15 protein-coding genes and 1 pseudogene are annotated in these 11795 nt (G+C 42.7%); 12 read left to right on the forward strand and 4 right to left on the reverse strand.

Annotated elements, in window-relative coordinates:
- Nucleotides 1-153 precede the first annotated feature (153 nt).
- The 10 genes from srtB to AB5Z12_RS16215 all read left to right on the forward strand — a co-directional run bounded on the left by srtB (nucleotide 154) and on the right by AB5Z12_RS16215 (nucleotide 8163).
- Nucleotides 154-1020, forward strand: coding sequence for a class B sortase (gene srtB / locus AB5Z12_RS16170; protein WP_148463152.1), 867 nt, complete (start codon nucleotides 154-156; stop codon nucleotides 1018-1020).
- A gap of 137 nt (nucleotides 1021-1157) precedes the next feature.
- Nucleotides 1158-1886 (forward strand): NAD-dependent protein deacylase, encoded by a 729-nt coding sequence (locus AB5Z12_RS16175; RefSeq protein ID WP_148463153.1) that lies wholly within the window; start codon nucleotides 1158-1160, stop codon nucleotides 1884-1886.
- A gap of 56 nt (nucleotides 1887-1942) precedes the next feature.
- Nucleotides 1943-2137 (forward strand): DUF951 domain-containing protein, encoded by a 195-nt coding sequence (locus tag AB5Z12_RS16180; protein WP_148463154.1) that lies wholly within the window; start codon nucleotides 1943-1945, stop codon nucleotides 2135-2137.
- Nucleotides 2138-2246: 109 nt separating this feature from the next.
- Nucleotides 2247-2534 (forward strand): 30S ribosomal protein S6, encoded by a 288-nt coding sequence (gene rpsF, locus AB5Z12_RS16185; RefSeq protein WP_117851485.1) that lies wholly within the window; start codon nucleotides 2247-2249, stop codon nucleotides 2532-2534.
- A 74-nt stretch (nucleotides 2535-2608) separates the two neighbouring features.
- Nucleotides 2609-3061, forward strand: coding sequence for a single-stranded DNA-binding protein (locus AB5Z12_RS16190; RefSeq protein WP_118583680.1), 453 nt, complete (start codon nucleotides 2609-2611; stop codon nucleotides 3059-3061).
- Nucleotides 3062-3103: 42 nt separating this feature from the next.
- Nucleotides 3104-3370: a 30S ribosomal protein S18 gene (rpsR, locus tag AB5Z12_RS16195; RefSeq protein WP_118583682.1), complete on the forward strand. Its 267-nt coding sequence runs from the start codon at nucleotides 3104-3106 to the stop codon at nucleotides 3368-3370.
- 156 nt (nucleotides 3371-3526) lie between these two features.
- A complete protein-coding gene (locus tag AB5Z12_RS16200; RefSeq protein ID WP_118583686.1) occupies nucleotides 3527-5581 on the forward strand; it encodes a DHH family phosphoesterase in 2055 nt (684 codons plus the stop codon).
- Nucleotides 5578-6027 carry a 50S ribosomal protein L9 gene (gene rplI, locus AB5Z12_RS16205; protein WP_118583688.1) on the forward strand — a complete coding sequence of 150 codons (450 nt, stop codon included), beginning with the start codon at nucleotides 5578-5580 and terminating at the stop codon, nucleotides 6025-6027. The genes AB5Z12_RS16200 and rplI overlap by 4 nt, the downstream gene beginning before the upstream one ends.
- Nucleotides 6028-6091: 64 nt before the next feature.
- Complete coding sequence (gene dnaB / locus AB5Z12_RS16210) at nucleotides 6092-7420, forward strand: replicative DNA helicase (protein WP_118583698.1); 1329 nt, start codon at nucleotides 6092-6094, stop codon at nucleotides 7418-7420.
- A 188-nt stretch (nucleotides 7421-7608) separates the two neighbouring features.
- On the forward strand, nucleotides 7609-8163 hold the full coding sequence (locus AB5Z12_RS16215) for a helix-turn-helix domain-containing protein (RefSeq protein WP_173770845.1): 555 nt from the start codon (nucleotides 7609-7611) through the stop codon (nucleotides 8161-8163).
- 69 nt (nucleotides 8164-8232) lie between these two features.
- Here AB5Z12_RS16215 and AB5Z12_RS16220 read toward each other — a convergent pair whose 3' ends face one another.
- A complete protein-coding gene (locus AB5Z12_RS16220) occupies nucleotides 8233-8403 on the reverse strand; it encodes a DUF362 domain-containing protein (protein WP_118583690.1) in 171 nt (56 codons plus the stop codon).
- 297 nt (nucleotides 8404-8700) lie between these two features.
- On the opposite strand from AB5Z12_RS16220, the gene AB5Z12_RS16225 reads away from it, so the two are divergent.
- Nucleotides 8701-8904: a DUF1858 domain-containing protein gene (locus AB5Z12_RS16225; RefSeq protein WP_195380040.1), complete on the forward strand. Its 204-nt coding sequence runs from the start codon at nucleotides 8701-8703 to the stop codon at nucleotides 8902-8904.
- 193 nt (nucleotides 8905-9097) lie between these two features.
- Here AB5Z12_RS16225 and AB5Z12_RS16230 read toward each other — a convergent pair whose 3' ends face one another.
- The 3 genes from AB5Z12_RS16230 to AB5Z12_RS16240 form a co-directional block, all read right to left on the reverse strand.
- Nucleotides 9098-9877 carry an adaptor protein MecA gene (locus tag AB5Z12_RS16230; RefSeq protein ID WP_368357381.1) on the reverse strand — a complete coding sequence of 260 codons (780 nt, stop codon included), beginning with the start codon at nucleotides 9875-9877 and terminating at the stop codon, nucleotides 9098-9100.
- Nucleotides 9878-10327: 450 nt separating this feature from the next.
- Nucleotides 10328-10456, reverse strand: a complete 129-nt coding sequence (locus AB5Z12_RS16235; protein WP_368368706.1) for a hypothetical protein — start codon at nucleotides 10454-10456, stop codon at nucleotides 10328-10330.
- Between the two features lie 68 nt (nucleotides 10457-10524).
- A complete protein-coding gene (locus tag AB5Z12_RS16240) occupies nucleotides 10525-10866 on the reverse strand; it encodes a hypothetical protein (RefSeq protein WP_368366356.1) in 342 nt (113 codons plus the stop codon).
- Between the two features lie 152 nt (nucleotides 10867-11018).
- Between AB5Z12_RS16240 and AB5Z12_RS16245 the strand changes: the two are divergent.
- Nucleotides 11019-11795 (forward strand): annotated as a pseudogene (locus tag AB5Z12_RS16245) (glycosyl hydrolase family 18); the annotation flags it as partial.

Here is an 11795-nt window from a genome sequence, read left to right on the forward strand (position 1 = left end):
ATACGAAATCATGCTTTGCATGATCTCGCGCCGCAATCCTGAGACAGAGGTTGCAGGAAAATTTTATAGCCTATATAATATAGAGAGACTTTAAAAGTTTTATATATGCGGAACTTCAGATTTTGTGAATAATATTGGTAGAAGGAGGTTGCCATGAGCGAAGATAAGAAACCAAAAAAGAAGAAAAAAGCAGGTGATGTATTTCTCACAATTGTACTGATCGCTGCAATCTGTGTATTCTGTTATGCAGCATATAATCTTTATCACATTTATACAGAGTATAAGAAAGGCTCAGATGAGTATAATGCGATTGCCCAGATGGCGGTGACAGAGCGTGATCCGGATCAGGACAGTACCAGTGACAGTGAGGAAGCAGCAGGACCAGACGGACCGACTCTGAAGGCCCCGCTGGATATTGATTTTGATTCTCTTCGAAGCATTAATACAGATGTGATCGGCTGGATCTATGTGGAGGCACTTGATGGTGTCAGCTATCCGGTGGTAAAGGGAACTGACAATGACCAGTATCTTCATCTGACATATGAGAAGAATTATAATTTTGCCGGAACTATTTTCATTGATTATGAGAATAAGGCAGATTTCAGTGACTGCAATACGCTGGTATACGGTCACAATATGAAGAACGGGACTATGTTTGGACAGCTGAAGAATTTCAGCAAGGATGATTCTGCTTACAATAAGAGCAAATATTTCTGGATCTTTACCCCGGAGAAGACTTACCGGTATGAGATTATTTCTGCGTACACCACAGCGGTAAACAGTGATACATATACACTGTTTAAGGGACCTGGACAGGAGTTTGTAGATTATATGAATAAAATAGTCTCCTATTCTGATGTTAAGACTACACCAGGTGAACTGGGTGTAGACGACAAGATCGTTACCCTTTCCACATGTACCGGTAATGAGTCTACCCGTTATGTGGTTCAGGGAAAAAGAGTGGATACTTTGGATGTAGTGAAGAAATCAGACAGCACGAAGCAGACGGGGGATAATTAGAACCAGATCTTTTTGAAAAAGCATGCAGACCCATAAAGGTCGGGGGATTTCAGCAGGGTGTTAGAGGAACTTTGAGAGAGGTATCGGAAAGCATATTACTGTAAAATGTGTACAGTGTAATGATTGGAGGAGTGGACATGAGTAAGGAAGTGGAAAGACTTCAGGAGCTGATCGACCAGTACGATAATATTGTATTTTTCGGAGGAGCAGGAGTTTCTACGGAGAGCGGAATCCCGGATTTTCGAAGCCAGGACGGACTTTATAATCAGAAGTATGATTATCCGCCGGAAACTATTTTAAGTCATACCTTTTTCATGGGTCATCCGGAGGAATTTTATCGTTTTTATCAGGACAAGATGCTATGCGATACAGCGAAGCCGAATGCTGCTCATCTGAAGCTGGCAGAGCTGGAAGAAGCCGGAAAGCTGAAAGCAGTTATCACCCAGAATATTGATAATCTGCATCAGATGGCAGGCAGTAAACATGTACTGGAGCTTCACGGAAGTGTATACCGGAATTACTGTATGAAATGCGGAAAATCCTATGACTTCAAATATATGAAAGCTGCGGAAGGTGTTCCAAGGTGTTCCTGCGGTGGAATTATCAAGCCGGATGTGGTTCTTTATGAAGAAGGACTGAATGACCGCACCATCAATGAGTCTGTGCGTGCTATTTCCCAGGCGCAGGTTCTTATTATAGGAGGGACGTCCCTGGCAGTTTATCCCGCGGCAGGATTGATCGATTACTTTTCTGGAGAACATCTGGTAGTGATCAACAAGTCCCCGACGCCAAGAGACCGGTATGCAGATCTTTTGATCAAGGAGCCTATCGGACAGGTGTTTTCCCAGATAAAAGTTAAAAAATAGTGTACTTGAAAAAGGTTCTAAAGCAAAAATGAAGCAGGTAAATAAGGAGTTTATATATGGCAGCAGTTGTTTATGAAGTTGGAGATGTTGTTACATTGAAGAAGGGCCATCCATGCGGCAGCAAGGAATGGGAAATCTTAAGAGTAGGTGCAGATTTTCGCCTGAAATGTATGGGCTGTGGACACCAGATCATGGTACCGCGGAAGATGGTGGAGAAAAACACAAAAAATCTTCAAAAAAAGGAAAAATAATGCTTTACAGCCTGAAAAAAGTATGTTAGAATCAAAAATCGTGATATATAAAATATCCTTGCTCTTTGACAGGCAAAGGGCCAACAGACCATAAGGAGGTAAGACAAGCATGAACAAGTACGAGTTAGCATTAGTTGTTAGCGCAAAAGTTGAAGACGAAGTACGTGATGCAGTAGTTGAGAAAGCTAAAGGATACATCACTCGTTACAATGGCGTTATCACAGACGTTGAAGAATGGGGTAAGAAGAAATTAGCTTACGAGATTCAGAAAATGCATGAAGGCTTCTACTACTTTATTCAGTTTGAGGCAGACGCACAGTGTCCGGCAGAAGTAGAAAGACATGTACGTATCATGGACAACGTATTAAGATACTTAGTTGTCAGAAAAGACGCATAATCTTTTTGCATAATCGGATTTAGAAAGCACCATTAAGAGCCCGTTCACTTAGTATATTAAGAGAGGTAAGAAGAATGAACAAAGTAATTTTAATGGGACGCTTAACAAGAGATCCTGAGGTAAGATATTCCGCAGGAGAGAATGCACTGGCAATTGCCAGATACACATTAGCGGTAGACAGAAGATTCCGTCGCGATGGAGAAGCAAGTGCTGATTTCATTCAGTGTGTTTCTTTTGGACGTACGGCAGAGTTTGCTGAGAAGTATTTCCGTCAGGGACTGAAGATTGCCGTTACAGGTCGTATTCAGACCGGAAGCTATACCAACCGTGATGGACAGAAGGTTTACACTACAGAGGTTGTTGTGGAAGATCAGGAGTTTGCTGAGAGCAAGGCTTCCAGCGACAGTTATGCTGCTTCCCATCCGCGCACAAGTGCACCGGAGGCATCTATGCCGAACCCGGGAACCGCTGCAGAGGGCTTTATGAACATTCCGGATGGCATTGACGAGGAATTGCCATTTAACTAGAGCTTAGCTCTTAGAACTGAATAAAACAGGAGGAAAACCAACATGGCTTACAATAATAGAAGCGAAAGACCAGATTCTCCAATGAAGAGAAGAGGCGGCCGCAGAAGAAAAAAAGTTTGCGTATTCTGTGGTAAAGAGAATAACGAGATCGATTACAAGGATGTAGCAAAATTAAGAAAATATGTTTCCGAGAGAGGAAAAATCCTTCCTAGAAGAATCACAGGAAACTGCGCGAAACATCAGAGAGCTCTGACTGTTGCTGTTAAGAGAGCACGTCATCTTGCTATGATGCCATACATCCAGGACTAATTTGGAAGTGTTTACCGCCATCCGGAAGGATGGCGGTTTTTCTGTCTAATCTTCTATGGAAAAATCCTTAGAAATCTGTTATACTATCTGGCAAAGGCGTATTTTGCCTGTCACTATGTAAAAGGTACCTGAAGATTTGTAAGTGAGGATAAACTTATGAATAAAAAACTGAAATTCAAGGGATCCATGAAGCAGTTCATGAGGTGGCCACTGTATCTGACCATTCTTCTTATATGGCTGGATATTCTTATTTTTATGGTAAGTGTGAAAGCAGGAATTCTTGCTACACTTGGAATTGTGGTATATATTGTGGCAGCACTTCTGCTTACCCGCTTTCACAGGCCGCTGATTCTCAATGATCTGATCGCGTTTGCCAATCAGTATGAATCTCTTGAGAAGCGTCTTCTGGATGATCTGGCTCTTCCCTATGCCATTATGGACACCAATGGAAGAATGATCTGGTCCAACAAGGTATTTGCAGAGCTTACCGGGAAAGAACAGCTGTATAACAAGCACATTACCACTATTTTTCCGGAGATCACACCGGATAAACTTCCTGTACCTGAGAAACAGGAGATCACAGAGATGAGCACCAACTTTGGTGACAGGATCTATCGTGTTTCCATGCAGCTGGTTACTATGAAAGATGTGGTAAATGAAGCCCGTATTCTGGAAAATGTGGATGCAGACATTAATCTTGTGGCAATGTTTTTCTATGATGAGACAGAGCTTCAGGAATATATTCAGAAGAATGAGGATGATAAGCTGGTAGTTGCCCTGGCATATCTGGACAATTATGAAGAAGCTCTGGAAGGTGTGGAAGAAGTCAGAAGATCCCTTCTGATCGCACTGATCGACAGGAAAATCACCAAGTATTTTTCCAATTTTGACGGACTTGTACGCAAGCTGGAGCGGGATAAATACTTCCTGATCATGCGTCAGAGTTCCCTGGAAGCATTGAAAGAACAGCGTTTTCATATTTTGGATGAAGTTAAGACGGTCAATATTGGTAATGAAATGGCAGTCACCCTAAGTATCGGTATTGGTCTGAACGGCGCAAACTATCTGCAGAATTATGAATATTGCCGTATTGCCATTGAGATGGCTCTTGGACGCGGCGGTGACCAAGTAGTAATTAAGAATGGAGATTCCATCGCCTATTTTGGCGGAAAATCCCAGCAGGTGGAGAAAAATACCCGCGTAAAGGCCCGAGTGAAGGCACAGGCTCTGAAAGAGTTTATGAGCACCAAGGATCGTGTTGTGGTTATGGGACATAAGATCACAGACGTAGATGCCCTTGGGGCTGCAATCGGTATTTATCGCGCAGGAAAGACCCTTGGCAAGCCGGTCCATATTGTAGTAAATGATCCGACCACATCCATCCGTCCGTTGATGGCGGGGTATATCAATAATCCGGATTATGAGCCTTCCATGTTTGTAGATTGTGCCCAGGCAAAGGATCTTGTGGATAATAATACAGTTGTGGTTGTGGTGGACACAAACAAACCAAGTTATACAGAGTGTCAGGATCTTCTTTATCTGACCAGGACGATCGTGGTGCTGGATCATCACAGAAGAGGCAGTGAAGTGATACAGAACGCAGTACTTTCCTATGTGGAGCCATATGCATCCTCCACATGTGAGATGGTTGCCGAGATCCTTCAGTATTTTGACGAGGATCTGCGTCTTCGCAGCCTGGAGGCGGATTGTCTGTATGCAGGTATGGTAATTGATACCAATAATTTTACTACACGTTCCGGCGTGCGTACTTTCGAAGCAGCTGCTTATCTTCGGAGAAATGGCGCAGATATTACAAGAGTCCGCAAAATGCTTCGGGATAACATTGATGCATATAAGGCAAGAGCGGAAGTTGTCCGCACTGCCCAGATTTACAGAAATTGTTTTGCAATAGGAAGATGCCCCAGCGAGGGGTTGGAAAGTCCTACAGTAGTAGGAGCCCAGGCCGCAAATGAGCTTCTGAATATTGCAGGTGTGAAGGCTTCTTTTGTTCTTACTCCATATAATAATGAGGTGTATGTAAGTGCCCGTGCCATTGATGAGGTCAATGTGCAGGTTATGATGGAGAGAATGGGCGGCGGAGGTCATCTGAACATTGCCGGAGCCCAGGTGAAGGCTACAGAAGATGAGACAGAGAAAATGATCAAAGATATTATAGATCAGTTATACCAGGAAGGAGAATTCAAAGAATGAAAGTAATTTTACTGGAAGATGTAAAAGCCCTTGGAAAAAAGGGAGAGATTGTAAACGTCAGTGACGGATATGCAAGAAACATGATCCTGCCGAAGAAGCTTGGACTTGAGGCAACTCCAAAGAACTTAAATGATCTGAAGCTTCAGAAGGCAAATGAAGAGAAAGTTGCCCAGGAGAATTTAGAAGCTGCCAGAGCTTTTGCCAAGAATCTTGAAGATAAAGAGGTTATTCTTACTCTTAAAGTGGGAGAGGGCGGAAGAACATTTGGCTCTGTTTCCACAAAAGAAATTTCAGAAGCTGCCAAGAAACAGCTGAATCTCGATATAGAGAAAAAGAAACTGGTACTTCCAAACCCGATCCGCAATCTTGGCGTAACAAATGTACCGGTTAAGCTTCATCCTAAGGTAACCGGAAGCCTGAAAGTATGGGTAAAGGAAGAGGCATAAGGGCTACTGTGAAGAAGTGTAAACAGTAATGCATAAAGCTGCAGGAGAGGATGTTTTTTACGAAATGGAAGAAGCATTGATCAAGAGGATACTTCCTCACAGCATTGAAGCGGAACAGTCCGTTATTGGTTCCATGATCCTGGACCGTGATGCCATTCTGGTAGCATCAGAGATTCTTACAAGTGATGACTTTTACCAGAGCCAGTATGGTATTATTTTTGATGCCATGGTGGAGTTATGTAATGAAGGAAAGCCGGTGGATCTGATCACTCTTCAGAACCGTCTGAAGGAGAAGGAACTTCCACCAGATATCAGCAGTATGGAATATGTAAGAGATCTGATTTCTGCAGTTCCCACTTCTGCCAACGTAAAGTATTATGCCAATATTGTCAGCGAAAAGGCTGTCCTTCGAAGACTGATCAAAGTGAATGAGGAAGTGGAAAATGCCTGCTATATGGAGAAAGAAGGCACACAAATGATCCTGGAGGAAGCGGAGAAGAAATTGTTTAATGTTCTTCAGAGACGCTCCAGTGATGAGTTTGTGCCTATCCAGCAGGTGGTTTTGAATGCGGTGAACAATATTGAGAAAGCTTCCAAGATGAAGGGAACGGTAACTGGTATTCCTACCGGTTTCGTGGATCTGGATTACAAGACCTCCGGAATGCATGCTTCAGACCTGGTGCTGATCGCAGCCCGTCCGTCTATGGGAAAAACTGCTTTCGTTCTTAATATTGCCCAGTATATGGCATTTCGTAAGGACGTTACGGTAGCGATATTCAGTCTGGAGATGTCCAAGGAGCAGCTTGTAAACCGTCTCCTTGCCATGGAATCTCATGTGGATTCCCAGAATATGAGAACTGGTAATCTGAAAGACGAGGATTGGACCAAGCTGGTGGAGGGTGCAGATATTATCGGACGCTCTAATCTTATTATTGATGATACCCCCGGTATTTCCATTTCCGAGCTGCGTTCCAAGTGCCGAAAATACAAATTAGAGCACAATCTTGGAATTATTATGATCGATTATCTTCAGCTGATGAGTGGAAGCGGACATTCTGATTCCAGACAGCAGGAGATTTCCGATATTTCACGTTCCCTGAAAGCACTTGCCCGTGAGATCAGCGTTCCGGTCATTGCACTTTCACAGCTCAGTCGAGCTGTAGAGCAGCGCCCGGATCACAGACCTATGCTTTCTGACCTGCGAGAGTCGGGAGCTATTGAGCAGGATGCTGATATGGTAATGTTTATCTACCGTGATGATTATTATCATAAGGATACGGAGAAAAAGGGAATTGCTGAGATCATTATAGCGAAACAGAGAAACGGTCCTATTGGTACCGTTGAGCTGGTATGGCTGCCTCAGTATACACAGTTTGTAAATATGAAAAAATAAGGAAATGCTGATTGATTATGGTATTTCTTCGAAAAGGCCGGCATGTTATGTCGACCTTTTTTTCTTGCATTTGAAAGACCTTTTGTTATAATAAAAACAGTGAATTATGCTATTGTCCATACGGATGCTGTCTGGCAGCCAAACCGATTTGTTTTGTGGACAGCAACAATTTCATGAGGAGGGGTAGTATGGAAAAATGCTATACCGTGGCTGAGACTGTGAAGCTGACAGGGGTGAAATCTTATGTCCTTCGTTACTGGGAGGATGAACTTTCCCTTCCTATTCGCAGAAATGAGCTGGGGCATCGCTGCTACACCCAGGATGATATTCAACTGTTTTTAAACATTAAAGAACTAAAGAACAGAGGCTTGCAGCTTCGGGCGATACATGATCTTCTTCCAAAGCTTACAAAAAAAGAAGGAATGGAAGTAATCGTGCCGGAAGAAAAGGATAAAATACATTTACTGGAATCTGAGAGTATAGAAAAAGAAGAGAAGGAAACAAGAGATACGCTTCGGGAAGAACTGCTGGAGAATGTTCAGAATTTTAAAGCGGAGCCAGATAAAAAGATTCTGGAGTTTCAGGAGATATTAGAACGTCTGATTACTCAGGAGCTTCATGCAAAAAAAGAAGGAGAAGACAGGTGGCGCACTCTGGATGCAGCCATCAGGAGACAGCAGATGGCAAGAAGAGAAGCAGCTGCATCTTCGGAGAAGAAAGGAAAAAAGAAAAACGGAGTGTAGAATGTGTTTGAAAAAGGGGAGCTCCATAGGAAGCTCCCCTTCATGCTATCATCACTTATGTGGGAAAAATCAACCCTCGCTGATAGCGCCTGTAGGACAGGCATCAGCACAAGTTCCGCAGTCCATGCAGGAATCTGCATCGATTACGTAATGATCATCTCCCTGAGAAATAGCACCTGCTGGGCACTCGCTCTCGCATGTTCCACAGCTTACGCACTCGTCAGAAATTACATATGCCATTGTTATATCCTCCTTTAATCTCTTTAGTTCCCTTATGATTACTGGTCACAGAGTGAACAGAAACCCTTTCTGGGATATGAGTCTATTCTAATATATATGTCAAAGGATATCAAGTACAAAATTATAAACAAAATTTTAGAATTGTGACGGTTGCGCAAATGTGTATTTGGTATTATAATAGTGGAACGTGGAGAGTTACTGCCGGATTTGATGTAATGGCAGGGAATTTTTTACGAGAGAAGCAGTTGCTGGTCAGGCATGAACAGTAACTCGATATAAAAAAGGAGGAAACAGATCATGGCACAGGTGACAAAAGATATGCTGATTGGTCAGCTTCTTCAGTTAGATCCTAATATGGCTGGTATTCTTATGGCATCCGGTATGGGATGTGTAGGATGCCCATCCGCACAGATGGAATCTCTGGAGGAGGCTGCTATGGTACACGGAATTGATGCTGACGTTTTAATGCAGCAGCTGAACGATTATCTTGCAGGCCGTTAGTATATAGGTTCTTGACGGGCTGTTCCGGTTGAGAAGGTAACCCCGACAGAGTATATACGAACTTATAATAAAAAGGACTGGCGATTTGCCAGTCTTTTTTAATACGGTTTTAGCCTGCTTAAAATGTCTGCGCAGCGTGCTGGCATTTTGGAATTATCAGGCGGAGAATCCTGCAGGCAGGATTCCTTTTATTTCAGATTTTTGCAAGCTGCTGCAAGGCTTTGCGGGAAATAAGCTCACCATGTTCCTTTAAATGAGCCTCTCCGGCAGCAGTAAAAGCGCGTCCGCTGCCGTATTCAGAAAGAATATTGCATACTTTATTGAATTCTTCTGCTGTGCAGGAGGTTTGATGTACAATCAGCTGGTAAAGGGAATTCTCATCCTTGTAAAGGGTATTAACTCCTTTATAGAATCCATCCAGTCCATGTGCGGCAGCAATGACATCATCCAGAGTATGGAAAGTATAAAGCCGTATCAGGTTTACAGAAACCTTCCGAGTATTGGAAACAGATTCAGAAGCTTCCATATTTCTGGAAGTACTGGAAGCTCCAGATTCTTTGGCCTCCTTGTTACTGGAAGAAGCTCCCTGAGAGGCTGCTTTCTGTGTCTCCTCATATAATTTCTGGAAGATATCGATGATATTATCAGCACCATCGAAATGAAGGGTATCCTGCTTGGTCTTCTTATATGGTGAAAATTTGGAGAAACGAGTGTCAAGTTCTTCGGGATCCTCTACCTTGGTAACAATCAGAATGACACTTTCACCGTTCACGGGAATTGCCTCGATCATCAGCGGGATGTTATCAGCTTCAAAGCCAAATTCAATCTGAGCCTGCTGCATCATTTCACGGAAAAGCTTCTTGGCTTTATCTGTGCCGTAGGCAAGCTCGCTGATACGGATCTGGTGGCTGTCCAGATCTTCCTTTGTAAGAGTGCAGCGGATTTGATTGTCACTGATTTTTTCTATTTTCATATGATCACATCCTGTTCTTGGAAATAGTGTTTATTATTAAAAGATTACCATAATCAGTTGTTAATGTTCACTTCGCGAACAGCAACACGCTTCGCGATGTACAGAAATCATACATTCGCATGATTTTGCGCCGGGTTTCCCAGGTTTTTTTCGAACTATATTCACAAAAACACCTCGTGGAACACTACCAGTGAACAGTAACAATCAGCTATCTTGATTCCTCATTGTATAATATATGTTTCAAAAGTGCAATAGGAAAAAAACAGGTAATTTCAGTTTGTAAATTTCAGTTGCAACTTATTAAATTTTTCGAAACAGAATGGAAAAAAAGAATAAACTGGTAAAAATCTATTGCATATTGGAAAATGAATCCGTATAATGGGGAACAAGAAAAAAGAAATGGATCTGTGACTCACAGGCAATTGAGAGCAGAGATAACACAGATTCGTATTAAATATTAACATTAACATCTATTTTTTCTAAAAACAGCGTCGATTTATCATGCAGCGTATCAGCTGGGGCGGTGTTTACATTCCCTGAAGATGAAATGAGTTCACATTCCGTCTCTTTTTTCTGCAAAATGATTCAGGTGTTTTCTGAATCCATAAAGGAGGAAAGGAGGTTAGGACACGAAGCGTATATCACGATCAGGAAAGGAAGAATCCTGCAGATCGCTGGAGGGTGAGCTGAATCAGTATGAAGAACTGGGAATTGCTCTTTATCTGGAAGGGCTGCCCAGTGATGCCAGAGCCATTGCAAAAGCCTGTCAGATTGCAGATGGCGGAGGATATATGCGGGATTATACAGAGGACGAGAACGGGCATATAGCCCGTGTGGATTTCGATTTTGTAATCGATGATCAGCAGTTGTAAGCCATGAATATTCAGTACATACCGGAATTTCTTCAAGACCAGCAGTTTCCCCCTACTCATGCTTTGGCAGGAAGAAATTTCCGGTGCTGCTGATTGCAGGAATGCTTTTTCAAACACGCTCTAGATACCAACATTCAATAATGTAAACAAATTGTAAAAAGTCGAATTATGTAATACAATCCTGAAAAAAATATGTTATAATGATAACCGACTGTGGAAAAGTCCGCAGCAGATATCAATTAGACGTTCACTGAGAGGATAAATATTTTATGAAGAGAAGAATTAATCCTGTAGTAGTGGTGTGCATGCTGATCGCAGCAGTTACCCTGATCGGAATTGTTACAACCCTGATCATGCGCCGCATTCCTACCAGGAAACAGATGGATTTGACTGAATATTATGGACAGACAGACGATTCAGAAGCCGTAATTATAGTAGGTACCCAGATTCTGGAGCAGAAGGCAGTTATGTCTGGCGAACAGCCATATCTTCCTGTAGATGTGGTGGATAGTTATCTGAACCAGAGATATTACTGGGATGAAGAAGGTCAGCAGATTCTGTACGCTACTCCGTCGGAGCTGATTTATACACCGGCTTCCGCTGAGGCAGGCGGTGATGTATGGCTGAAGGACGGAACCGCTTATCTGAACCTTGATTTTATAAAGAGATATACAGATCTGGATACTTATGTGTACCAGCAGCCAAACCGTATAGCGATTCAGAAGGATTTTTCAGACGTATCAGTTGTCACAGCAACTAAGGATACATATGTTCGCTACCGTGGAGGAATCAAATCAGAAGTACTGTCCAGGGTAAACAAAGGAGATAATCTGATCCTTATGGAAGAATTGGAGAACTGGGATCAGGTAGCCACATGGGACGGTTATATCGGATATATAGAGAAGAGCAGTGTAAGTGATGTTCAGAATCTGAATATGGACAGAGAAGCAGTTGGGGAATCTTATACTTATCTTACCATGGACCAGCCGGTGAATCTGGTATGGCATCAGGTAATGTCCACAGATGCCAATGCAGGACTTTCAGAG

This window comes from Ruminococcus sp. RTP21358st1_G6_RTP21358_211008 (genome assembly GCF_040908885.1).
Taxonomy (GTDB): Bacteria; Bacillota; Clostridia; order Lachnospirales; family Lachnospiraceae; genus Blautia_A; species Blautia_A faecis.

Coding starts and splice junctions, on each gene's coding strand:
- srtB (WP_148463152.1), top strand. CDS start 154: ATGAGCGAAGATAAGAAACCAAAAAAGAAGAAAAAAGCAGGTGATGTA.
- AB5Z12_RS16175 (WP_148463153.1), top strand. CDS start 1,158: ATGAGTAAGGAAGTGGAAAGACTTCAGGAGCTGATCGACCAGTACGAT.
- AB5Z12_RS16180 (WP_148463154.1), top strand. CDS start 1,943: ATGGCAGCAGTTGTTTATGAAGTTGGAGATGTTGTTACATTGAAGAAG.
- rpsF (WP_117851485.1), top strand. CDS start 2,247: ATGAACAAGTACGAGTTAGCATTAGTTGTTAGCGCAAAAGTTGAAGAC.
- AB5Z12_RS16190 (WP_118583680.1), top strand. CDS start 2,609: ATGAACAAAGTAATTTTAATGGGACGCTTAACAAGAGATCCTGAGGTA.
- rpsR (WP_118583682.1), top strand. CDS start 3,104: ATGGCTTACAATAATAGAAGCGAAAGACCAGATTCTCCAATGAAGAGA.
- AB5Z12_RS16200 (WP_118583686.1), top strand. CDS start 3,527: ATGAATAAAAAACTGAAATTCAAGGGATCCATGAAGCAGTTCATGAGG.
- rplI (WP_118583688.1), top strand. CDS start 5,578: ATGAAAGTAATTTTACTGGAAGATGTAAAAGCCCTTGGAAAAAAGGGA.
- dnaB (WP_118583698.1), top strand. CDS start 6,092: ATGGAAGAAGCATTGATCAAGAGGATACTTCCTCACAGCATTGAAGCG.
- AB5Z12_RS16215 (WP_173770845.1), top strand. CDS start 7,609: ATGGAAAAATGCTATACCGTGGCTGAGACTGTGAAGCTGACAGGGGTG.
- AB5Z12_RS16220 (WP_118583690.1), bottom strand. CDS start 8,403: ATGGCATATGTAATTTCTGACGAGTGCGTAAGCTGTGGAACATGCGAG.
- AB5Z12_RS16225 (WP_195380040.1), top strand. CDS start 8,701: ATGGCACAGGTGACAAAAGATATGCTGATTGGTCAGCTTCTTCAGTTA.
- AB5Z12_RS16230 (WP_368357381.1), bottom strand. CDS start 9,877: ATGAAAATAGAAAAAATCAGTGACAATCAAATCCGCTGCACTCTTACA.